Annotated in this window: 20 protein-coding genes; 4 read left to right on the top strand and 16 right to left on the bottom strand. The window is 47.9% G+C overall.

The window, feature by feature from the left end:
• Positions 1–10 precede the first annotated feature (10 nt).
• Positions 11–1042, bottom strand: coding sequence for an NADH:flavin oxidoreductase/NADH oxidase (locus OB236_RS29070; RefSeq protein ID WP_262687038.1), 1032 nt, complete (start codon positions 1040–1042; stop codon positions 11–13).
• Positions 1043–1420: 378 nt separating this feature from the next.
• On the opposite strand from OB236_RS29070, the gene OB236_RS29075 reads away from it, so the two are divergent.
• Positions 1421–2173, top strand: a complete 753-nt coding sequence (locus OB236_RS29075) for a polysaccharide deacetylase family protein (protein ID WP_144026418.1) — start codon at positions 1421–1423, stop codon at positions 2171–2173.
• Positions 2174–2294: 121 nt separating this feature from the next.
• Here OB236_RS29075 and OB236_RS29080 read toward each other — a convergent pair whose 3' ends face one another.
• The 10 genes from OB236_RS29080 to OB236_RS29125 all read right to left on the bottom strand — a co-directional run bounded on the left by OB236_RS29080 (position 2295) and on the right by OB236_RS29125 (position 13256).
• Complete coding sequence (locus OB236_RS29080) at positions 2295–2405, bottom strand: sporulation protein YjcZ (protein WP_218639010.1); 111 nt, start codon at positions 2403–2405, stop codon at positions 2295–2297.
• Between the two features lie 154 nt (positions 2406–2559).
• Positions 2560–4593 (bottom strand): beta-galactosidase, encoded by a 2034-nt coding sequence (locus tag OB236_RS29085; RefSeq protein ID WP_262687039.1) that lies wholly within the window; start codon positions 4591–4593, stop codon positions 2560–2562.
• 240 nt (positions 4594–4833) lie between these two features.
• Positions 4834–5595: a sugar phosphate isomerase/epimerase family protein gene (locus OB236_RS29090; RefSeq protein WP_262687040.1), complete on the bottom strand. Its 762-nt coding sequence runs from the start codon at positions 5593–5595 to the stop codon at positions 4834–4836.
• A 140-nt stretch (positions 5596–5735) separates the two neighbouring features.
• Positions 5736–6953, bottom strand: a complete 1218-nt coding sequence (locus OB236_RS29095; RefSeq protein ID WP_262687041.1) for a Gfo/Idh/MocA family protein — start codon at positions 6951–6953, stop codon at positions 5736–5738.
• A 232-nt stretch (positions 6954–7185) separates the two neighbouring features.
• Entirely contained in the window at positions 7186–8007 is an 822-nt protein-coding gene (locus OB236_RS29100; protein WP_240414963.1) for a sugar phosphate isomerase/epimerase family protein, read from the bottom strand.
• A gap of 47 nt (positions 8008–8054) precedes the next feature.
• Entirely contained in the window at positions 8055–9218 is a 1164-nt protein-coding gene (locus OB236_RS29105) for a dihydrodipicolinate synthase family protein (RefSeq protein ID WP_262687042.1), read from the bottom strand.
• 24 nt (positions 9219–9242) lie between these two features.
• Positions 9243–10394 carry a Gfo/Idh/MocA family protein gene (locus tag OB236_RS29110; protein WP_076229869.1) on the bottom strand — a complete coding sequence of 384 codons (1152 nt, stop codon included), beginning with the start codon at positions 10392–10394 and terminating at the stop codon, positions 9243–9245.
• A gap of 147 nt (positions 10395–10541) precedes the next feature.
• The gene (locus OB236_RS29115) at positions 10542–11342 is read right to left on the bottom strand and encodes an AraC family transcriptional regulator (protein WP_262687043.1); all 801 of its coding nucleotides are present in this window, start codon (positions 11340–11342) and stop codon (positions 10542–10544) included.
• Between the two features lie 48 nt (positions 11343–11390).
• Positions 11391–12161: a sugar phosphate isomerase/epimerase family protein gene (locus OB236_RS29120; RefSeq protein ID WP_262687044.1), complete on the bottom strand. Its 771-nt coding sequence runs from the start codon at positions 12159–12161 to the stop codon at positions 11391–11393.
• An 87-nt stretch (positions 12162–12248) separates the two neighbouring features.
• On the bottom strand, positions 12249–13256 hold the full coding sequence (locus tag OB236_RS29125; RefSeq protein ID WP_262687045.1) for a hydroxyacid dehydrogenase: 1008 nt from the start codon (positions 13254–13256) through the stop codon (positions 12249–12251).
• 206 nt (positions 13257–13462) lie between these two features.
• Here OB236_RS29125 and OB236_RS29130 point away from each other — a divergent pair, with 206 nt between their 5' ends.
• On the top strand, positions 13463–14551 hold the full coding sequence (locus OB236_RS29130) for a citrate synthase/methylcitrate synthase (protein ID WP_262687046.1): 1089 nt from the start codon (positions 13463–13465) through the stop codon (positions 14549–14551).
• Between the two features lie 197 nt (positions 14552–14748).
• Here OB236_RS29130 and OB236_RS29135 read toward each other — a convergent pair whose 3' ends face one another.
• From OB236_RS29135 to OB236_RS29150, 4 genes are all read right to left on the bottom strand, one after another.
• Positions 14749–16386: a copper amine oxidase N-terminal domain-containing protein gene (locus OB236_RS29135; protein ID WP_262687047.1), complete on the bottom strand. Its 1638-nt coding sequence runs from the start codon at positions 16384–16386 to the stop codon at positions 14749–14751.
• Positions 16387–16605: 219 nt separating this feature from the next.
• Positions 16606–17349 carry an oxygen-insensitive NADPH nitroreductase gene (gene nfsA, locus OB236_RS29140; RefSeq protein ID WP_262687048.1) on the bottom strand — a complete coding sequence of 248 codons (744 nt, stop codon included), beginning with the start codon at positions 17347–17349 and terminating at the stop codon, positions 16606–16608.
• Between the two features lie 356 nt (positions 17350–17705).
• Positions 17706–17999 (bottom strand): hypothetical protein, encoded by a 294-nt coding sequence (locus tag OB236_RS29145; protein ID WP_262687049.1) that lies wholly within the window; start codon positions 17997–17999, stop codon positions 17706–17708.
• Between the two features lie 143 nt (positions 18000–18142).
• Positions 18143–19075, bottom strand: a complete 933-nt coding sequence (locus OB236_RS29150) for an ArsR/SmtB family transcription factor (RefSeq protein ID WP_262687050.1) — start codon at positions 19073–19075, stop codon at positions 18143–18145.
• A 133-nt stretch (positions 19076–19208) separates the two neighbouring features.
• On the opposite strand from OB236_RS29150, the gene OB236_RS29155 reads away from it, so the two are divergent.
• Both OB236_RS29155 and OB236_RS29160 read left to right on the top strand, forming a co-directional pair.
• Positions 19209–21986: a glycoside hydrolase family 2 protein gene (locus OB236_RS29155; RefSeq protein WP_262687051.1), complete on the top strand. Its 2778-nt coding sequence runs from the start codon at positions 19209–19211 to the stop codon at positions 21984–21986.
• Positions 21987–22140: 154 nt separating this feature from the next.
• On the top strand, positions 22141–22521 hold the full coding sequence (locus OB236_RS29160; protein WP_076229859.1) for a hypothetical protein: 381 nt from the start codon (positions 22141–22143) through the stop codon (positions 22519–22521).
• Positions 22522–22693: 172 nt separating this feature from the next.
• Here OB236_RS29160 and OB236_RS29165 read toward each other — a convergent pair whose 3' ends face one another.
• Positions 22694–23344, bottom strand: coding sequence for an MBL fold metallo-hydrolase (locus OB236_RS29165; protein WP_262687052.1), 651 nt, complete (start codon positions 23342–23344; stop codon positions 22694–22696).
• Positions 23345–23352 lie beyond the last annotated feature (8 nt).

A 23352-nucleotide genomic window follows, 5' to 3' on the forward strand; every position in this document is an offset into this window, starting at 1 on the left:
TTCATCGCTTTTAAAGATAAGCCCGTTTGTACGGCTGCGGCACATGAGAATGCTCACTTTTTAATTCCAGAGCTGCATGAGTGGCCCAATACGGATCCCGCAGCAGACCTCGCGCAATTGCAACCAGATCAGCATCTCCATTACCAATAACCGATTGAGCAAGAGCCGGGTACTCCAGCATACCTACTGCAACAACAGGAACGTCCAGAGCTTCTCGAATAGTGCGTGCATATGGAATCTGGTAGCCCGGGTAGTTTCCTGGTTTTCTTTCACCTGCTGGCCCTTCCCCACCCGAGCTCACATGAAACACGTCTACACCAGCCTCTTTGTAAGCTTTGGCCAGCTGTAGGGTATGATCGATATCATAACCGCCATCCACATATTCAACAGCAGAAATACGGAAAAACAAAGGCATCTCCGCGGGTATTACTTTTTTAACAGCTTGAATAATTTCCACGCCGAACCGAGCCAAATCCTGTCCGTAAATATCGTCGCGTTGGTTAGTAAGTGGAGAATGGAACTGGTGGATAAGATAACCGTGTGCTCCGTGTAATTCAATCATGTCCACTCCTGCCTCTACAGCCCGTCGAGCTGCGTCCGTAAAAAGCTGTACCATATCTTTAACTTCATCCGTCGTGAGGGCTCGTGGTACTTTATAGTTGGATCCAGGGTATTTGATCGCAGATGAGGATACCGGTACTTCGGCATCTTCAGCTTTACGACCGGCATGTGCAATCTGAATACCAATTTTGGCGTCATGAGCATGCACTTCATCAATAATTCGCGAGTAGGCCGGAATTTGGTCATCGGACCACAATCCTAAATCCTTATCACTTATGCGACCATCAGGATGTACATCCGTCATTTCCATAATAATGAGAGCCGTACCTCCGATAGCGCGGCTAAGATAGTGGACATAATGCCACTCATTCGGTTTGCCGTCCTTGGCATCAACGGAATATTGACACATGGGCGCCATCACCACACGGTTCTTTAATTGCAAGCCTTTGATCTCAAAGGGCGTAAACAGTTGATCTCTCATCGTAATCCCTCTCCGCTGTTTCTATTTTGATGTTATCTTTTACAGGCAATAATGACCTCTGCCTACTTTATTATTGATGCTTTTAGTATCAAATTCAAGTACCCACTTTTATGTAAGATAGTATCAAAAGTATAGTGTTAAGCACGAACCCTGCTCAACTATCCAGCTTTGCATAGCATGTACACTAGTGACGAATCCAATAAAGTAAATGTTTTACATCTAACTGCAAACCATCATTATCGTGCTCGCCCGTACCTTTTACTACAAAGAGCAGCAAGGTTTTTTAAATGTAAATTACTTTTTTGACTTCGGTGGCTAATACTCGGTGAAATGGGAAAACTATCTTCGTCCTATTATACGAAGGAGGCTTTGATTACCATGTGGACTGTCTCCATCCCCATTGTGCTGTCGCTATCGATGCTGCTGACCGGATCTATTAATGAGCTATCCAACGCTCCCAGTAAAGGGCGTCCTTATTATGAAAAAAGAGGTGAGATTGTATGGGAGGTGCCCACTGAGGAAAAGATTATCGCGCTGACCTTTGATGACGGCCCCGATCCTGAGGATACACCACAGATCCTGGACCTCTTGCAGCAATATGGAGCTAAAGCTACTTTTTTTGTGATCGGTGAAAAAGCTGAACGTTATCAGGACCTTATTAAGCGGGAAGTCGCTGAAGGCCATGAATTGGCGAATCACACCTATACCCATATGTATTTCACCCGCGGAGTCAAAGAAAGCAATATGCGTGATCAATTGATGCGGGCGGAAGAAGCTATACATCGGGTCTCTGGGCAAAAGCCGCACTTATTTCGTCCGCCAGGAGGCTACTATAACGATCCACTGATTCAAATAGCCAAACAAGAAGGCTATACGGTCGTAATGTGGTCCTGGCATATCAACACGATGGACTGGAATACACCGGGTGTTAATCATATCACCAATAAGGTCCTTAACAACTCGCGCAACGGAGATATTGTATTATTTCATGATTATGTCGAGGGCAAGACACAAACCATTGAGGCACTCAGGCGAATTTTGCCCGTGCTTAAAAGCCGCGGCTATCGCTTCGTCACGATTTCCGAGCTGCTCGAATATCGCAAAACCAGTCCCGTCAAAGGAATTGATTGAGCTTTAAACCTTAAGATTGAACAATGAAAAAGCACCTGTCAGCATCCAGTAACCTGTTGCCGCGGTGCTTCTTTACTTTTTGAGCTTTCATGAAAATGACATTTAATATTACTATTATCGCTTATACGCCCCAAAATCCTGCGCCTGTAATGATAACCAATAAAATGAACAGAACCAGAATTTCTCCTGTTGATGTACCAAACCCGCCATATGCACCTGCACAACTTCCCACACCTACACCGCCAACATGTGCCAATAGAATCACTCCTATGTCATGATTAAGTCAACGACATCGAATCCTAATGTGCATCAACCTATGTCATAGTGTATGGCAATTAGCGGAAACGGTATAGACAAATGCACAGACTAACCGCCCATTTCGGTATTTATTGCGAAGCCTCTTCCAAGATCCAGACACCCTTGGCAGGAATCTTCACAGCTCCACTGACCGCTTGACCGCCTAACAGCTCGGAACGCTGGTTTGATCCCAAATTCACTTCGGTCTCGCTGTCATTATGATTTAATATCATCGTATAGGCCTGTCCGTCTTTTACACGTCGTGTCGCTTCAATTCCTTCAGGAGCAGCCAACACGGATTCAATCCCCGCTTGCTTCACCAGCAGCGTAGCAAAATCGGCAAGAAATGATTTATCCGGACTGGATGCTACGTACCACGCCTCACCTTGTCCAAAGCTATTACGCGTCAGAACAGGCGTACCCTTATAAAACTCCTCACCGTATTCAGCCCAAACTTCAGCCCCTTCGGTATGCAGAATATCACATAACAGTGTGCTGGAATATTCCTTTTTAAAGCCTTCTCGTCCTTCGGTCATCACGATGCGGTTGGACATATGCGGGAATAATGCATCGATTTCTTCAACCCAAATACCGAGCAGCTTGCGCAGCTCACCTGGATACCCGCCAAGTGTAACCAGATCGGATTCATTCACGATCCCACTGAAAAATGTCGTTACAAAACGTCCGCCTGCTTCCACGTAGCGTTCCAGTTTGTCGGCGACTCCCGGTTTCACCATATAGAGTACAGGAGCAATAACGACATCGTAGCGGGAGAAATCCGCTTCCACTGAAATCATGTCGACCGCAATGTTCTGATCATAGAAAGCCACATAATATTTGGCAAGCTCCGTCATGTAAGACAAATCGATCGTCGGTCCTGAGGAGAACTCCATGGCCCACCAATTTTCCCAATCGATGATGATCGCTACTCTGGCTTCGATCCGGGAACCGAGCAGCTTATCTCCCAGAACCTGAAGCTCGCCGCCAAGCGTCGCGCATTCTCTGAAAACACGGGTATGCTCATGACCGACATGCTCAATAACCGCTCCATGGTATTTCTCACATGCACCGACCGAACGACGCAGCTGGAAAAACATCACCGTATCAGCACCATGGGCTACAGCCTGATAGCTCCACAATCGCATCACGCCTGGACGCTTCAAGCCATTGTAAGCCTGCCAGTTTTGTTGACTTGGCGTCTGCTCCATCAGCATGAACGGCTGACCATCCTTCAAGCCTCGCATCACATCATGCCACATCGCCACATGACTGAGCGGCGTCGTGTTGGATGGATAGCTGTCCCAGGAAACCACATCAACGTGCTTCGCCCATTTGGCATAATCCAGCTGCTTGAACATCCACATCATATTCGTCGTAACCGGAACATCCGGCGTAACCGTCTTCAATTCGTTGTATTCCAACAGATAGCAATCCAGCAGCCCATCCGAGTTAAAACGCTGGTAATCGAGCGAAATTCCTTGAAATGTGGTCCGAGTTTCTGCAGAATGCTCACTTAATAAATTAGGGGGCACGATTTCGTCCCAATCATAAAAGGTATGTCCCCAAAAGCGGGTATTCCACGCCTTGTTCAACTGATCCAGACTGCCGTAGCGCTGCTGCAGCCATACACGAAAAGCCTTGGCGCAGTTGTCGCAATAACAAATGCCGCCGTATTCATTATTTACATGCCACACAGCCAGCGCTGGATGATCCTTATACCGTTCAGCCAGCTTGCGTGCCAGCCGTGCTGCATAAAGTCTGTAGGTAGGACTGTTCGGACACGAATTATGACGTTGACCAAATGTATGCTTGCGCCCTTCAAAATCGACCCGCAGCACATCAGGATGCCGATGAGCCATCCAGGCCGGATGTGCACCCGTGCTCGTCGCCAAGCAGGCATACACACCATTTTCATAAAGCTTGTCCATGATCTCGTCGAGCCATTCAAATTGGTAGGTCTCTTCATCCGGCTGCATCAAGGACCATGAAAACACAGCTACTGTCGCGATATCAATACCCGCCAGCTTAAACATTCTCATATCTTCGGTCATGATCTCTTGCGGCCATTGTTCGGGACTATAATCGCCTCCATAAGCGATTTTGTTTAATTTATTGCTAATCATGGAACGACCTCCGCCTTCTTTTACTTACCTAACCATCGTTAAGCTGCTTGGCTCAACCTCATTCATTCTATTATGATGAAGGTATACCCAAATTTGCAGAAACCGGAGGCCCTTAGGCGTCCGGTTTCTTGGTATATTATGCTGTATAGAATGGATATTCATAATTGCCAGTTCGAGCGCTGTGTCCTAACTGAACACTGCTGCCCTCGTCGTTTTCCTTTGTAAGAACCCGCTTATAGCTTATTTATATCCCAGCTTATGCAGGTTGCGCAGGCTGATTGCAAGACTGTCAAATGGATCGTTACCATAGCATTGATCCTGTTCAACCGCTCCCCATTCCACGCCCGCAGCATCACAAGCTTTTAGAATGGCAGGGTAATTCATATTGCCCTCTCCCACTTCTGCAAAGCGGCGTTCCCTGTCAGCTGTAACTGCCCAGTCCTTCAGATGCACGACTTTCATACGTCCATCGACTTTACGGATCCATTCAACCGGATCAGCGCCACCAGCCTGTACCCAATGGAGGTCTAGCTCGAAATCAAATACTTCCGGATCGGACTCTTCGAACAAAATGTCCATTCCGGTACGGCCATCGAATTTAACAAATTCAAACTCGTGGTTATGATAAATAAATTTCAATCCGGCATCGTGCAGCTTGCGGCCGGCTTCAGAGAACTCTTTCGCAAACTTCGAGTAGCCTTCTTTGCTTGTCCGGTATTCCGGCGGCAATCCGCCCAATCCTACATATTTGCAATCCCAGATTTGGTGCTTTTTAATAACTTCATCGATATTGTCAAAATCCGAATAAGGAATATGGGTCGCGCAAATCGTAAGCTGCTCCTGATCTGCAAGCGCCTTCAGTTCCTTGCTGTCAATGGGGCCTACACCGGAAACCTGGACCGAATCATAACCGATCTGTTTGACTTTTTTCAAACTAGCTGCAATATCCTCCGGTGTTTTCAAAAAATCCCTAACCGTATAAAGCTGTGCTGCAATTTTCAATGGTTATCGCTCCCTCATCTCAACTGTGAATCCCCTTCCATTTTACACGAAGTAGGAATAAACGGCTACCTTGTATTCTATCCGAACAAAAGATACGCTTATTCCTGAAGGAACGAAATGCTCATCCCTACACAGAAGCTTCAGGATGAGAATAAATCAAATTTGTGATAGCCGTCTAAAGAAAACAGCTGTCCTGCAACCGCCCATGGAAGATTAAGCTCCGAGAACAGCAGACCTTCCGCCGCGGCACGACCTACATCAGCTCCGATACCTGTGATTCCTGTAAACACCGTATTTCCTTCATTTCTCCGCACGAGAAAAGCATCTGAAATCGGATGTGTTTCCCCGCTCGATTCAAAAGCACCATTAACAGCAAGCACAAAATTGCGACACTGCTGAAGTGAGCTTAGAAGAACGACCGATTCATCCTGGATAGCAGCCAACGTATTCAGGTACATATTATGGACATAATCCTCAGTGGCAAAGCTGCGGCTGGATGATTGCGAACCATTGGTTCGAATATCAAGAGTATTGTTATACGTCCATACGATTTCACCCTGCGTCCCTTTAACCGTGATAGAAGGAATGTTTTCGGCATCAAAGCACAAGCTGGCATAGAAATGAACGATAGCTCCACTTTGCGTACGAATCCGAAGACAAGAGGTATCCTCACCTTCAATAGCATTGGCATGATACAGCTCAGCTTGAATATCTAGCGGAGTGCTTTTTTCAGCATTCCCGCTGCCTGCAACCAGCAGGCAATTATTCAGCAAATGAGCCAACGGGTTATTGATCGTACCGTCGAGCACGTAATTGCCCTTATGAATAAGCTTGCCTGCCCACGGTGTACGGTCATAATAGGCCTGTGTCCGCTTCCAAAGACCGACTCCCGTAACATGTTGCACATCGCCAATCTGCCCCTCCTGAATGATTCGCAGCAATTCACGGAAGGCCGCTCCCGATGTATTTTGAAAATTAACCTGACATAATGATGAAGTACCCGCTTGAGCTCGCAGCATTTCATCGAGATCCTGTATCGTGACAGCCGGTGGTTTCTCGATCATAACATGGATTCCACGTGAAAAAGCATACATCGCCATCTCTTTATGCATCGGAATAGGCGAAGCGATTACAACCAAATCCAGCTCAGGATGACGGTCCAGCATCGTTTTGTAATCGGAATAAGGAGCGCCGCCAAGCGACAGAAGCTGCTGCCAACCCTCTGGATTCACATCGGGATTGATATCACTAAATGCCGTGACCTCCAACAGCCCTTGTCCTGACAGCTCAACCAAATGACGGATATGCACTTTACCAAATCCCCCTACCCCTATCAAGGCAGTACGAATTGCTCTCATGGTTAATTCCCTTCTCTCACACATGTATAAGACATTGGGCCGATCAACGATGTAACCCGCTGACCAGCCCGTAAACCTTGCTTAAATTCGTATTCAATAAGGATCTCAGCGTCTGCAATACAACGTTTTAATAACTCTGGGCATTAACCAATCTTATTGTTAACGTCTCTTAACTTTAACGAACCTAAGCGTTAACAGCGATAAATCTATACACTGCTAATGATTGATGTCGTTACACATGCTCCAGATAGCGTGCCTTCATCTCGGCCAGCACTTCATCGCCAGGACGATCCCATATCGCCTGATTGAAAATTTCGACCTCGATAGGGCCACGATAGCCTGCCGCTTCAACAGCTTGACGGATACGATTCAGTTCAATGACACCGTCCCCCATCATGCCTCGGCCAAGCAGCATATCAGGAGTAGGCACGATCCAATCGGAAACATGGAAGCCCAGAATTCTGCCACTCGCGCGGGCAATTTGTTTGTACAGCTCAGGGTCCCACCATACATGAAACACATCGACAACAACGCCGACCTGCTGTGGCGTGAAACGCTCGGCAATCGTAGTTGCCTGGGCAAGTGTTGAAATCACGGAGCGTTCGGCTGCATACATCGGGTGCAGCGGCTCAATACCGAGTGTAACCCCACGTTCCTGCGCATAAGGCACCAGCTCATGGATCGCATCCTCGACCATTTGGCGAGCTCCATCGATATCGCGGTCCGGTGCCGGACCACACACCAACACAAGAACCTCTGCTTCAAGCTCAGCCGCTTCATCTATCGCTCTGCGGTTATCGTCGATACGAGCAGCGCGTTCGGCTGCTGTTGCTGCTGGGAACATCCCGCCGCGGCACAAGCTCGATACTTTCAAGCCTGCATCACGGACAATACGTTTACTTTCAGCAAGGCCTGCTTCCTCTACCTTGTTGCGCCATAAAGCGATCCAGGGAATCTCTGCCCGAACGCAACCTTCAGCGGCTTCACGCAAGCTCCAGCTATTGGTCGTAATTTGATTTAAGCTCAAACGGTCTATGTTTGTAAAACGTTCCACATATATCCCTCCGTCCATTGAATCTGTATCATCGGATCACTTACCTGCTATTCAATTCCCGCTAATGCCAGTACCCGTTTCATCCGCTCCACCGCAAGCTCAGGACGCTGCAGCAATCCCGCTTGATCCGCCAGCACGAACAGTTCGGACAGATGGACGATCGAGCGCGAGCCTTCTGCTCCGGCAATCATCCGGAAATGGTTCTGATGTCCATTCAGGTAAGCCATAAATACGATACCTGTTTTGTAGGCATAGGTAGGCTTTTGGAAAATGTGTCGGGACAAAGCAATTGTCGGCTCGAATAAAGCATCATATTGTGCCAAATCTCCACGATCCAGCGCTTGCAAAGCAGACGCCGCAACCGGAGCGATTGCATCAAAAATACCAAGTAAAGCGTGACTGTAGCCTTGTTCATCGCCACGAATCAGCTCAGGATAATTGAAATCATCGCCTGTGTACATCACTACCCCTTCGGGCAGCAAACGGCGCATTTGAATTTCTTTATCCGCATCCAGCAGCGAAATCTTGATGCCATCTACCTTATCTGCGTTAGCACGAATGACGCGCAGACAAGTTTCCATCGCTTCATTGAAATCGGAACTGCCCCAGTAACCGGCAAGCGCAGGGTCAAACATATCACCTAACCAATGCAGTATGACAGGCTGTTTCGTTTGACGAAGAATACGGCCATATACCCGCTCGTAGTCGTCGGGAGTTTTGGCGCAGGCTGCCAGCGCCCGGCTTGCCATCAAAATAATCTGGCCTCCGCAGCCTTCTACATAACCGCACTGCTCTTCATAAGCAGCTTCAACATCTTCCAAAGTTACGTTCGGGCCAGGGGCCAAATGATCGGTTCCCGCACCGCTCGCGACTTTACCACCAACCGCTTTGGCTTCATCTATCGACCGTTTGATCAGTTCTTGGGCCTGTATCCAGTTGAGACCCATGCCGCGCTGCGCGGTGTCCATAGCTTCCGCAACGGACAGACCCATCGACCACAAATGGCGCCGATAGGATAAGGTGCTTTCCCAATCGATCGAAGGCTGATTCAACGGATCGGTCCCTGCGAACGGATCACACACAACATGTGCGGCTGAGAACGCAATCCGCCCGGTAAATGCTCCTTGAGGTGCAAGAATCGAAGCCTTGGTACCCGCGACGTACTCGTACAAGGCACCCCCGGCTTTGGGCAATGTAAGCTTATCAGTCATGCTGCAATCTCCTCCTATCCTCTATTACAGTTTCAAATCTGGTACATCAACCCATTGCCGTTCTTTCCACGATTGAAGTCCAAGATCGGACATTTGTGTTCCTTTAGCGCCCTCAAGCAGATCCCAAGGGAATGGAGTATCGATAACAAGATGCTTAAGGAACAATTCCCATTGAACCTTGAAGCCATTGTCGAAAATTTGGTTAGCAGGCACATCCACCCATTGCTCTGTAAATGCAAAAGGATTTTCAATATCAGGATTCCATACAGGCTTCGGAGTATTCACACGGTGTTGTACCTTGCAATCACGAAGACCTGCAACCGCACTGCCTTCTGTACCGTCTACTTGAATTGTCAACAGGTCATCACGGTCTACGCGTACGGCCCATGAAGAGTTGGCTTGAACCACAATGTCGCCTTCCAGCAGGAATGTCGCATATGCTGCATCATCCGCTGTAGCTGTGTAACGTTCACCCTGCTCATCGACACGCTCAGGAATATGAGTCATACCCAGGCAAGAAATAGCTTTCACATTGCCGAACAGGTTGTCCAGCACATAACGCCAGTGAGCGAACATATCGACAATAATACCGCCGCCATCTTCCTTGCGATAGTTCCATGAAGGACGTTGTCCTGGCTGCCAATCTCCTTCAAACACCCAGTAACCGAACTCCATACGAACCGATAAAATTTTCCCGAAAAATCCGGAATCAATCAGACGTTTCAGCTTCAACAAACCTGGCAGGAACAGCTTATCCTGAACAACACCGTTTTTAACGCCAGCCTGCTTCGCCAAACGAGCAAGCTCCAGGGAGCCTTCCAGACTTGTATCGGTAGGTTTTTCGCAATAAATGTCTTTACCTGCCGCGATCGCTTTCTTGATGCTTTCGGCGCGGTGTACAGTCGTTTGGGAGTCAAAATACACTTGATTCGCCGGGTCTGCCAGGCAAGCATCCAGATCCGTGCTCCAGCGGGTAACGCCGTGCTTTTCTGCCAATGCTTTGACTTTATGCTCTTGTCTGCCTACCAGAATCGGATCAGGCATAATAATGTCTCCATTAGGTAATGTCACTCCGCCTTGCTGGCGAATGGCCAATATCGAACGAACAAGATGCTGATTCGTCCCCATTCTTCCTGTAACTCCGTTCATAATAATTCCTATTGTGTGTACTTTCATATAGTTGCAGCTCCTTTTCGTTTATCATGATTGTGTTCCGTTATGATTACTTTTCCAGCATAGCTGTTCTATGTAGGTTCGTCTTATCAGATTGGAGTAAAATTCTCAGATATGGAAGCGTTTTTTTGCACAACGACAAAAACCCGCTCAGACGGACTGGACGGGATTTCGATGCTGCTGCCTATATTTGTTGGGGGAAAGCTTGACGTAATTTTTAAAGGTGCGGTAAAAAGTCGGAAGCGATTCGTAGCCAACCTCGAAGCTGATAGAAACGATATCCTTATCGGATTCTGCGAGCAGCTTCATAGCTGTACTCATCCGCACCTCCGTTAAATACTGCAGCAGGGTCAGTTGATATTGCTCTTTGAATATATGTGCAGCGTGGCGTGAGCTGATACCGAGCCTTTGGGCAAGCTCACCTGGCATCAACGGCTCAAAGTAATGGGAATCGATATAGGATCGAATCCGCTCGGCACGTAATCCATTGGCATCGGTGACTTGTGAGCTCTGCTTGGCACGGGCGAGCAGCAGCAGCACCTCCAGCAGATGAATTTGCATCGCCCATTGGCTTAGCGAGTCCTCCTGCTTTTGCTCGAACAGCAGCTTGCGCAGCAGTTGTCTCAGCTCGTTGCCGCTAACCGAATTGAGCCGCAGCAGGATGGAGCCGTCGATCGTATCTGCCTTCCATCTCGATGCAAAAGCATCCTGCATCAGCGCAGCATCAAACTCCATAACGAGCAGCGTCAAATGCGACTCTGAGGAAACGGCATGATCCGAATGTGGAAAAATAATCGCGGCACACTCCTGTTCAACCGCATGTTTGACTCCATCCAGTTGAATGGAGCCTTCCCCCTCTATCGCATACAATATTTGATAATTACTATGGTGATGGACATTCACTTCGTAGCTTTCCCGATGCTTACTCTCGTAGAGATGAATTCCGCTCATGGTCACAATCCTTTCACCATCCGATAATCTGAACGCATATCCTCCGTATTAATTCGACAGACTGTCAGTTATCACTTGTTTCAATACGACTGCATCTGCCAAAAATTGCTGCGGATCATTATCCCTGACAAATTCCAGCATCGCATACCGATGCCCAGGAGCTTCACGAACGATACTGACGTAATCACGCCATTCCTCCAAGCCATCCGCCAAGGGCTTACGCACACCCGGCTCCCATTGAAACACGTGAACATTGGCTAGCCAGGGCAGTACTGCTCGTAGATCCCGCTGTCTCTGCTCGATGGTCAAAGCAACGGAGGGCTGCCAGTTGCAGCGTATATTCGAATGTCCGATTCCCTCCAGTAAACGAACCGTTGTTTCGCGTGTATCCGTCAGTGTATTTCCATGATATTCAAAATCGACGGTGATCCCCGCTCCCTGTGCCAGATCAGCGATTCTTGCCGCATCGGTAATTACCTTATCCCACCAGGCATCATCAGATATATCTGAGCCTTGGTCCCCCGCCCATACCCGAATCGCAGGAGCCTGCAGGGCTACAGCTGATTCCAGAACCTGATCAAAGGTCAAACCCTCTTTATTCGTGCACCCAACCCGGTAATAGGAGCCGTAGGAAGCAATCGCAATTCCTTCTGATTCTGTCCAGCCCTTCACTTCCTTGGCCCGATTCACATCACCGTGAGGCACATGAATATCTCCGCCCCATTCGATAGCCTGCAAGCCGACCTGAGCAACAAGCTGAATGATTTCAAGCGGAGACAGCTGACGAAAAGTAACGGATAAAAGTCCTGTTTGTATCAATATACACCCTCCAATGTGCGAATAGTGCTGCTTATCGTTTGATTCCTGTTTTGTGCTGCTTATGGTGTGCTGTTTGCATGTTATTGATCATGCCATGGTTTCCAGCATACTCAGTGTAACCTGATATTGCAAGGGAACGCCACTCAGATAACGTTCACACTCTCCGGCAGCATAGTGGCCCATTCTTGCCACTTCATTACCCATACTCCCGGCAATATGTGGAGTCAGTATCACATTATCCAATGTCAAAAGAGCGCTATCACGACTTACCGGCTCGGGATGAGTCACATCCAGCACAGCCGTCCGGGTCGGTTCATCGCGGAGAGCTTGTATCAAATCTTCCTCTATAAGCTGAGCGCCGCGTCCTGTATTAATAAAGGTCGCATGCGGCTGCATTTTGTCAAAATGCTGCTTATTCAGCATCCCAACAGTAGCCGGCAGGTTAGCCAGATGGTTGGAGATGACATCACAATTCGTAAAAATATCCAGCAAATCGGTTTTACGTACACCAAGATCGGCAGCCGCTGTATCGGACAAATAGGGATCGAATACATCAATCTGAATATTGTAGGGTTTTAGCAGCTCGATTACTTTTTTACCGATCATACCGGCGCCAAGAATACCTACCCTTGCTGCATAATTACCTGGATAAAGCTGGGCCACCTGTTTGGCTTCTACATGATTACGCTTACAGTGAAGTACTGTTTGAAAATAACCTTTATTGGCCAGCACAATTTGCGCGGCCGTATATTCGGCAACAGGTACCGCGTTAGCAGCCCAAGTGCTGACAACAGCACAATTGCGTGACATGTATTCTCTTGCAAAGCGTTGAACTGAGCCAGCAGCATAAAATAAAACTTTTAAATTAGGCAAATAAACCTGAAGCTCATCCACTGTAAATAAGGGAAGCCCCCATGTAGAAAAGGCAATTTCCACTCCAGCAAGCTCTTCCATGTGCAGCTTGGCATTGCCAGGGTGTATCCATACGGGCTGCAATTCTACCTGCTGATTAAGCCTGTCCCTAACATTCCCATCAAATACCCGATTAATCATGGTGTTACCCTGCTCGGCCAAAAATATGGCTTTCTTTTGCATCCCCTGTATCCTCCTGACGTTCACTCCGTCTGTATGAAAGCTACTATCTATAGCCCATCATAAACCCGTTAGCAGTGAATTTCCAGCTTTTTGCACAATTCCAATCTCGATCATAATAATTTATATGTTATATAAAAACATATAAATTCCATTTATGAAATAACTGCTTTATAATGAAGATAAATCTTGAGAGGACGTGAACATGAATGGCAAAAGTAACAGGTTTGGATGGAATCGTTGCAGCGGAAACAGATATTGGTCATGTGGATGGAGAAAATGGTCACTTGATCTATCGCGGATATTGGGCTAAGGAGTTGGCAGTTCATTACGAATATGAGGAAATTGCACATTTATTATGGGTGGGAAAACTCCCGGATGCCTCAGAAAAACAGCAGTTTACAGCACGCCTTGCGAGCAGCAGAGAGCTACCCTTGACCGTCCGCAGACTACTCGACAATATTCCCCGGGAAATGCCAATTATGAGCGTGCTTCAAACCGCAATAGCCCTGCTTTCAGGAGAATTCAGCTGGCCCCCAACTCTTGAACAGGCTATTAGTTTAACTGCTGTTGTTCCTACAATTATTGCGTATAGCTATCGATCCCAGCTGGGTCTGGCACCCATTGAACCTGACAACCAGCTTAGTCATACCGCGAATTATTTATATATGCTGACTGGCAAGCAGCCTGAACCAGCTCACATAAAGGCGCTAAACGCTTATCTAATATTGGGCATGGAGCATGGGATGAATGCCTCTACCTTCGCTGCACGGGTCGTACTATCCACGCAATCGGATATGGCCTCTGCTGTAAGTGCGGCTGTTGGAGCTATGAAGGGACCGCTTCATGGCGGAGCACCTACCGAGGTGATTGCCATGCTGGATGCAATAGGTAATAAAGAGCATGCAGAAGCCTGGATCCGTCAGGCATTGGAACGGGGTGACAGGCTGATGGGCTTCGGTCATCGCATTTACAAAACCAGAGACCCACGAGCAGAGGCACTTCGCCACGTAACCGAAGCTCTCTCCAGCAATGATCCATGGTTTGATCTTGCCATCCATGTTGAAAAAACGGCGATAGCCCTGCTAGAAGAATATAAACCGGGACGGCGTTTGTATACCAATGTTGAATTTTTTGCCGCATCGATCATGCGTGCCATAGCCCTCCCTTCGGAGCTGTTTACTCCCACCTTCACGGCAGCCAGAGTTGTTGGCTGGTCTGCCCATCTGTTAGAGCAGGCACAGGTCAATCGGATTTTCCGTCCACAATCGGTGTATACGGGGCCGATGCCAGAATGAAGCTAGCTCCAATATAAGATGAACATAAGAAACGTATAGCCTGCGAGGAGAAAAAGGACACTTCCGGGGAAACAGAGTGCTCACCTTTGCAGAAGTATTCTTAACGACATCTTGACTACAACAAAGCCTCGACCATTGAACAATGATCGAGGCTTTGTTGTTTATTTATGCGTATTGATTGCTGTATCCACGTACAATCACTTCATTGCTTGTGTTAAGGTAACAGAATTATCTGCTTCATTCCAGGTTACAGTCCAGCCCAGCAGCTCCGTAATAAAACGAAGTGGAACAACCGTGCGACCATCTTTATTGATATAGACCTGTGCCCCGATATTTTGTCTAACGCCATTCACTTCCATATAGTCTTTACCGATCCAGAATTTCAGCATGCTGCTTCCGGCTTTGACTCCAACTTCTTTGGTCGTATCATTCCAGGTAACTTCAGCACCGATACCTTCACTCAGGTAACGAAGCGGGATATAAGTGTTGTCACCGGACATGAATGGAGCGGTATCCATCATGATCATTTTATCATTAATTTTCAGCTCGTTGCTGTTCAGCTTCATCCATACCTTGGTCATATTCACAGGCTCTGTTGGTGTTGGAGCTGGAGTTGTGGTCATAGGCATCTGAAATTTGGCATTGTTTTGGGTAACAATCGCACCGCCCAAAGCTTGCCCAACACCAAACATAAATTTGTAGCCTTCGCGAAACGTTGCATAAGAAGCGTCATAATTTCGGGCTACATATTGATCAAATGTTAGCTGTACCTGATCCTCATGCGCGCGCAATGCTTCCTGCGCACCCTTCGTTGGCAAATTCTCGCCAGTTGCCGTTCCCAGAAAGGCACCGAACTCGGTTACGAATTTACTAATGCGCTGCTTGGCTGCCATCAGAGCTGCGGTATCGCCGTTTTTAGTTGCAATCACGATGTCACTTTGGGCATTAATATGGTCACCTACCCATATTTTCTCGAACGCAATCCCACCGTCCACACCATAGATCGAGGTGACTGCCGCCTTAAAGTCTACGGTATTGCCAGCCTCTGCACGAATAAGGGCACTGTAGTCCTTCGAACCCTCATATTGCTTAGGCATTTCCAGTGCTGACAAGGCAAAATGCTCGGAGGCGAGACTGTTCAGTGCGGATCTCAGATCGGCTGCCGGTGTATCCGCTTTGCTGTTCGCGAATTTTTCCGGCATTTGTGTAGTAATGGCAGTTGCCAGCGCTTTACTGATCGCAAACATTTCGTTGAAGCCAACACGGAATGTATCATAAGCTCCGGAATAGTCTCCTTTTACATAGCTGTCGAACGTATCCTGAACATGCTTTTCATGAGAGCGAATCACATCAGCCGCTGCTTGCTCGGGAAGCTTGCCGTCGGTTGCGGTAGCGAGGAATTTGGCAAATTCAACGACAAAGCCTTGAATTTGATCCTGAGCTTTTTTCACGGCTGTAGGGTCATTCGCCTTCAGTCCTTTGACTACATCGTCCGTATATTTATTGTGAGCACGAAAGATCCGTTCAAATTCGATACCACCAGCATCACCATATAGCGAAGCAATCGCAGGCTGCATATCCAGAGCATTTTGATCCAGAGCTTTATAAGCCGCTGCGGCATCCGGTGAGCCATCATAAGCTTTTGTCATCGCCGTAACCGCTAATACGAAGTGTTCGGACAAGAGGTTATCCAAGGCTGCTCTCAAATCCGCTGCAGGTGTATTCACAGTGGCCATCATTGTCGTAGGCACTGTTTCTGCGTAAGCGGTCATCGGGATAACAGGAACCAACATCGATAAGCTAAGTACAGGTACCAGCAATTTTTTCATTTTCATAGGAGTTCCTCTTTTCTATATTTTGTTGGTAGCTAGTGTCGCTTGTTTCTTTACACTTACTACAACGGGCTTCTCCTACAAACAGATCACAATTTCCCAAAAATAAAAAACGGCTAAATTTCGCCCAATTTCGTTTCAAATCAGCTTATATTGGGTATGAACGCAGAAAAACGGTAGAGCTCATTCACCCCACCGTTCCCCTATTCGTACTTTATACTTCTATTGCACATCCAATCCCTGTGCTTCCAAATAAGCTTTAATCTGCATTCGCGTCGGCGTCTTCAGCTTATTTTTCATATCCTCGGACCAGGTTCCGCTTCGCTTACCATTGGTTCGTTTGCTGATATAATCCTTCATCGTTTGATCGTATTTCAGTATCTGCTCCAACATGTCGTCTGTCTGATACGTATTGTGATGGAGGATGGCTTGCAGCGGCAGACGCGGCTTTTGACCTGGGTCTTGATCCGGGTAGCCTATACACATGCCAAAAATCGGACTTGTATATTTGGGAAGTCGGAGAAGCTTGGAGACGTCTTCAATATGATTACGAATGCCTCCTATATACACGATGCCCAGACCTAGGGACTCGGCTGCAATAGCGGCATTTTGGGCTGCCAAGGCCACATCGACAGTGGCGACAATCCAATTTTCTGCACTACCCAAATAAGCCTTATCCGCATTCTCATTAATCTCATAGGCTGTACGCAAGCGGTGCAGGTCAGCGCACCATACGAGGAAAACCGGACTGTTCAGCACATGCAGCTGATTGCCTGTCCACTCAGAGATCTGCCCGCGCATCGCTTCATCTGTCACATGAATGATACTGTAGGCTTGTACATGGCTAGAGCTTGAAGCCCATTGCGCAGCGGTAACGATTGTCTCCAGTTGCTCCTGCGTAACTGGTTGATTCGTAAATTTGCGAATGGATTGATGGCTTGTCAAAAGCTTGATGGTTTCATTCATCTTATCTTCTCCTCCTATCAGTTCGTAACACAGGCAGCAATTTGTATACAATATTATAGGAGCTGTCGCACGTTGATTGCAAGGCAGAGACATCGCCATAACCGGTTAGCTCTGCAGGTTCGCTTGTCACTCGGCAGGAAGCGTACAAAGCTGCGATCAGGGTGATTTCCTGCATTATGTATGTGGGATAACGATGTAAACTGCTGCCTAAACTCCATCGAAAGGCCCCTTTGTATAAAGCGTGTGTTGAATAAGGGGCCTTTCTAATAGGGCCATTGACATCAGCACGTCAGCTAATGGCAGCCGAGTCAGCTCTGGATTGCTGCCTCAAAAATTCAAAATGGCCACTACCTGATTTATCTGCGAAAGCCACGAAGAATAATAACGAGCAGGATATACAGAACCAGAATAGCACCGAAAGACATTCCTCCAGCTGGCTTGCAATGGGCATGATGATGATGGTGATGCTTTTTGGGTTCATAGATGTTAATTTCTTCAAAACTGGCATGCACCGTGACCGGAGCTGCTTGATTGGCAGGCATGGACGGCATCGGATTCATGGATGCAGGTGATACATAAGGCATTTGCATGTTGGGCATTTGCATGTTGGGCATTTGTGCGTTGGACATTGACATTGGATATCTTTCCATTCGGGGACACCTCCATAATGTGTAGGGCGCGTTACTAGTGAACACACCATCAGTCTATGGAGATTTACCTATGGGAAACACGGTATTCACCTATATGAATAAAAATAGACGGCTGCCCTTAATCGGACAACTGTCTATACGTGTTAACATTCACCTCGGACAAACCGCAGCTTCAACTCCTGAGGATGATCGCCGAAACCGGCTCCAAACAGGTTCAATCCGCGGCAATTTTCAGCGTCCGCACGAACCTCCAGCCTTACCTTGATCGGTCGGTTGTAATGAAGATCAAGCTCGGCAAGCGTCATGTCCGAGCACTTGATTCCGTTAATACAGCTCTCCGTCTCTGAAACGCTCCACTCGGTCAGCATGCCATACTGCGTGCAGCCGAACTGGAGGTTCTGTGATAGCTTCCCCTTCCTGTCGCCATAATCCCCTTCGCAGGTCCAGGTGCCAATCTGCTTACCGTTGATGCTCAGCGTAATATCCGACGGCCATTCCTGATTGTAGCCGGCTGCCTCCGAGCAGAGCTCAGCGCTGATCAGCAGCTTATGCAGCGGCACACCGCCAGGGAGCGGATTGGAAAATACATATTCTACATGTCCCGCCTCACTAAACCAGAGCAAATTGGCCTTGGTCCGCTCCGGCATATAGAATGCACGCGGATCATCCGGACAACCGATGGCACCTTCCATACCATGTAGCCCACAGGGCGGCTGAATGACACAATCTGTGTAAAGACCGATTGGCATCGAAATCTCTTCAATTTGCTGCAAGCCTTCGCCCGGTCGCCGCGGCAGCTCGAACAGGAGCGCATCCAGAACACGGGAGCATATCTTCTCACGGCTACCGCCACTTGTTGACGAGCTAATGAGACCAGCCTGCTCCAGATTTTGCACATTAATGGAAACGGTGGGCTGGGCGACACCCAACTCCTCAACCAGCTGCGAAATACTTTTTGGCCGCTCGCCCAATGCTTCCAAAATACGCAGCCGCAAATCCCCTGACAGCGCCTTGGCTACCTCCTGTATTTGATTCGCAGGTATACGTCTTACCGTATCGATTTGTTCTTCAGCCATATTCATCCATCCTCTTTCACTCAACATTGTAAATTCATAATGTACATTGCGTAATTTAAATATTTTTATTGCGTTTATATAATATACATTGTATATTCTGTATATCAAATAATCAATGAAAGGTTGTGTACATGTGACAACACTTACAAAAGAGGTACTCATCAGACCCGAATATCCAAGACCAGATTGGCAGCGAACCGATTGGCTTAATTTGAATGGGGAATGGGACTTCGGTTTTGACAACGATAATCAGGGGTTAACAGGACATTGGCATGATGGGTCTACCGGAGCTTTGAACAGAACGATAACAGTGCCTTTTTCTTGGGCCTCCCCGTTGTCCGGTATTGGCGAGAATGTACAAGGAGTCGCTTGGTACCGGCGTACCGTCAGTTGGACACCTGAAGCCAAGGGCTCCCGCTTGTTTCTTCGGTTCGGTGCTGTTGATTATGAGTGTCAGGTATGGGTGAATCAGACTCTGGTAGGCAGCCATCGCGGGGGCTATGGAACCTTCGAGTTGGAAGTGAGCAGCGCCTGGAAATCAGATCAAGAGAACGTGATCGTCATTCGTGTTGAAGACCAGGACGAAGCTTACCAAACCAGAGGCAAACAAGGCTACGGAGAAATCCGCGGGTTATGGCAGACGGTGTGGATCGAAGCAAGACCGGAGCAATATGTAGACCGTGTTCAATTCCTTACTGAGCTGGACGGTACGGTTACCGTGAAGGGTGTTGTTCAGGCTGCCGCTGCGCAAGAAGCCATACTGAGCTTTGACTTTGACGGGGGTACAGTGTCCCACTCGTTGAGGTTGCAGCTTCAGCCAGGGGAACAAGCTTTTGAAACCGTTTTTCAAGTGGAGCAGCCTCGACTTTGGAGTCCCAATGAGCCTCATTTGTATGAAGGTACGATTAAACTAGAGACCAATGATACTGATCAGACTGGCGGAACTGACTGTGTGCAAACCTACTTCGGTATTCGTACGATAGGTACTGTGCTGCCTGAAGGCTTAAAGTCTCGCTGGATCACGCTTAACGACAAACCGGTATTTCTGAACGGGACTCTGGATCAATCGTTCCATCCAACGGGCTTCTTCACCTATCCGACCGATGATATGATGCGTGATGAAATTTATCGTTTGAAGCGTCTCGGCTTGAATTTCGTGCGTATTCATATTAAGCCTGAGGAGCCACGCAAGCTGTACTGGGCGGACAAACTCGGTATGCTTGTTATGGAGGATATGCCTTGCTTCTGGGGAACTCCCGACGAACAAGCCAAAAATGCTTATCTGCCGGAAGCGCTCGAAACAATCCAACGGGACTGGAACCACCCTTCGATCATTTCCTGGGTCGTTTTTAATGAAAGCTGGGGATTGCTACACAAATCCAAAGAGGACACAGGTAAAGTCACTTCCATCTATCTACCTGAAACACAGGAATGGGTCAAGCAGGTGTATGAGTGGGCCAAAGTTATCGACCCCTCACGATTGATCGAGGATAACTCTCCATGCCGTAACGATCATGTGAAAAGTGATTTGAATACTTGGCACTTCTACCTTAATGGCTACCAATTGCTGCGTGACCATGTTGAAGAGGCCGCCCACAGCACTTATCCTGGCTCTACCTGGAATTATATTGACGGACATCAGCAATCGGATGCGCCGCTCATGAACAGTGAATGCGGAGCCGTGTGGGGCATTGAAGGCAGCGCTGGCGACAGCGACCTCGGTTGGCATTATCGATATATGTTGAATGAATTCCGTAGGCACGAAAATATATGCGGCTTCATATTCACCGAGTTCAAGGATGTAACGAATGAATTCAACGGTTATTACCGAATCGATGATACTGATAAAGATTTCGGTTACGGCGGATTTTGTGAAGGCATGAGCTTGCGTGATCTCCACCAGCCCGACTTTATCGTCATCGATGCACCACCGTGCACGACCGTTATTAGCGGTCAGCAGGTTAGTATTCCGCTGGCTGTATCCTGCTTCGCTGATACGTACCAGGGTCAAGACATGCAGCTATCATGGAAGCTGTGGTACGATCATCTCGGGGAAAAAAAGGTAGCAGCCCAAGGTACTGAAGCCATTAGCTGGAGCAAATATGGCACAACAGTTCTGAATCCGCTTGAGCTGTACATGCCGGAAAACGATGCAGTAGCTGTACTCGTCGTGGAGCTCAAGGATCCAACACGTGCCTCAAGCCATTCGGTTGCGCGTAATTTTATTACCTTCGATGTTCGCAGCCAGACGGCTCAGGGACTGTTCGAGCTGGAAGGTCAATGGCTTCAGGTCGAGCCGTCAAGCTTCTCGAAGCAGCAGTGGGATTATGCCTGGCAGGCACTTCAGCATAACAAAGTGAACGGCAGCGGCACGAACGGCGGTTATTTTGAATACGAAATCGATATTTCCAGCCTGACGGTCGATCATCCATTTGGAGATCTTGATCTGTATGTTGAAGCCGGTGCCAAGCAACTGTTAGACAAGGACCAAAAGCTGATCGATGACCCTTCCATCGATATTTCATATATGCACGGCAAGAAGGCGGATCCCGGTATGAACGCCAATTCCTATTATATGACCGATGCCGTCAAGCAACCAAGCACGGTTAATGTTTACGTCGACAACATCCAGATCGAGCAATTGCAGCTTCCCGATGATCCGGCTGACAGTCGTGGTGTGCTATCGTGGCATTATCAGACTGATGACCGCAAGCTCGATGAAGCTGGCTCCTACGGCTACCTGCAGCACATCCAGATTCCGAGTCGGCTCATGCCCGAGATTATCGCCAAGGGCTCGTTCACGCTTAAACTGGAGGTACCAGCGGATCTGCCTGATGGTTCCGGCGGCTTATGTCTATATGGACGCAATGCGGGAAGATATCCGATAGATATTCTCGTTCGCTATAAGTAATTTCCAACAATCTCACCCGTATAACCTGAATAGCACGCTTGAAGGACTGCTTCGGAAGTGGCATAATAGAAGAATCCCGTATTCAGGATACATTGACGCATACAGAACTTATGAGCTATGTAAGCGTTTAAGTAAAGGTGAGGAGTGTTGTGTAATGGAAAAACCGACTGGTGTTCCACTGGATTTGCTGGATCCCATTCTGAAGAACGTGATTAACGTTTCCGAGGTATCACGGACAGAGAAGCTTTCCGAGATATTGGATTCTTATGCAAACAAGCAAAATAATGACATCTATACGATTCAAAATACAGACAATAAACAGGCCCGCGGCATTGTTGTGGATTTGGACTATTTCTTGGAATTAATTTATTTCAAACGGCTGGTTGAGGAATCGGCAGCTGTAAGTGTAGACCCGGCTGCGTTGGACAGCTTCAAGAAGACAGCCACAGCCAAAGTCGATGAAGCTGCGGATAAGCTGGAGCCAACTCATGACGATTTGGCTGATATTATGAAAATTGCAGAAATTGAGCTTTAACCAAAATGATGGGTTAGCTGATGAAACCAGGGGACTGCCAAGCGGCAGTCCCTTTATATTTCCCTCATTTGTTCGGCTTTCAGTCTAGGTCTTGGTTTAATTAGGAAAATAAAAGCTCCTTCATTACCGCTCATACAAGCGATAACGAAAGAGCTTATACCATCGACTAGTGCTACACGTGCGGGTTATTGTCCCGCTCGTAACCAATAGTTGTCTTTACACCGTGACCTGGATATACCACGGTCTCATCCGGCAGCTTGAACAGCTTGCCATGTATCGAATCGAGCAGCTCCTCCGATCGGCCTCCTGGCAGATCGGTACGCCCAACCGACAAGCGGAACAGCACATCGCCACCGAACAAATACCAGCCCTCGGATTCAGAGCCGATCAGAAAGCTGACACTGCCCGGAGAATGCCCAGGCGTATGCAGTACCTTGATCTCCAGACCGATCAGTTTCAGTACCTGTCCTTGATCCAAAGCAAATTCGGCTGGATCCGTCTGGATCGGTCCGCCAAGCTCGGGGTATTTCGTAGAGCCATTCAACTTCGGATTCGTCAGCCAGTCTGCCTCTGCATCATGCAGATAGACGGGGCTGCCCTTCAGCTTGCGAATCTCATCGACACCGCCGATATGGTCAAAATGGGCATGCGTAAGTAAAATGGCTTCAATCTGCAAGTCGCCAATCCGTTTCAGAAGCGGCTTCGGATTCATGCCGGGATCGATAATTATCGCCTTGCCTTCATTGGGTCTTGAAAGCAGGTAGGCATTTGTCCCAATTGGCCCGAGCGAAAACGCCTCAATCTTCAAACCTTCAATGCTCATATAACGCC

It is taken from the genome of Paenibacillus baimaensis (assembly GCF_025567575.1).

Coding starts and splice junctions, on each gene's coding strand:
- OB236_RS29070 (WP_262687038.1), bottom strand. CDS start 1,042: ATGAGAGATCAACTGTTTACGCCCTTTGAGATCAAAGGCTTGCAATTA.
- OB236_RS29075 (WP_144026418.1), top strand. CDS start 1,421: ATGTGGACTGTCTCCATCCCCATTGTGCTGTCGCTATCGATGCTGCTG.
- OB236_RS29085 (WP_262687039.1), bottom strand. CDS start 4,593: ATGATTAGCAATAAATTAAACAAAATCGCTTATGGAGGCGATTATAGT.
- OB236_RS29095 (WP_262687041.1), bottom strand. CDS start 6,953: ATGAGAGCAATTCGTACTGCCTTGATAGGGGTAGGGGGATTTGGTAAA.
- OB236_RS29105 (WP_262687042.1), bottom strand. CDS start 9,218: ATGACTGATAAGCTTACATTGCCCAAAGCCGGGGGTGCCTTGTACGAG.
- OB236_RS29110 (WP_076229869.1), bottom strand. CDS start 10,394: ATGAAAGTACACACAATAGGAATTATTATGAACGGAGTTACAGGAAGA.
- OB236_RS29115 (WP_262687043.1), bottom strand. CDS start 11,342: ATGAGCGGAATTCATCTCTACGAGAGTAAGCATCGGGAAAGCTACGAA.
- OB236_RS29125 (WP_262687045.1), bottom strand. CDS start 13,256: ATGCAAAAGAAAGCCATATTTTTGGCCGAGCAGGGTAACACCATGATT.
- OB236_RS29130 (WP_262687046.1), top strand. CDS start 13,463: ATGGCAAAAGTAACAGGTTTGGATGGAATCGTTGCAGCGGAAACAGAT.
- OB236_RS29135 (WP_262687047.1), bottom strand. CDS start 16,386: ATGAAAATGAAAAAATTGCTGGTACCTGTACTTAGCTTATCGATGTTG.
- nfsA (WP_262687048.1), bottom strand. CDS start 17,349: ATGAATGAAACCATCAAGCTTTTGACAAGCCATCAATCCATTCGCAAA.
- OB236_RS29145 (WP_262687049.1), bottom strand. CDS start 17,999: ATGGAAAGATATCCAATGTCAATGTCCAACGCACAAATGCCCAACATG.
- OB236_RS29150 (WP_262687050.1), bottom strand. CDS start 19,075: ATGGCTGAAGAACAAATCGATACGGTAAGACGTATACCTGCGAATCAA.
- OB236_RS29160 (WP_076229859.1), top strand. CDS start 22,141: ATGGAAAAACCGACTGGTGTTCCACTGGATTTGCTGGATCCCATTCTG.
- OB236_RS29165 (WP_262687052.1), bottom strand. CDS start 23,344: ATGAGCATTGAAGGTTTGAAGATTGAGGCGTTTTCGCTCGGGCCAATT.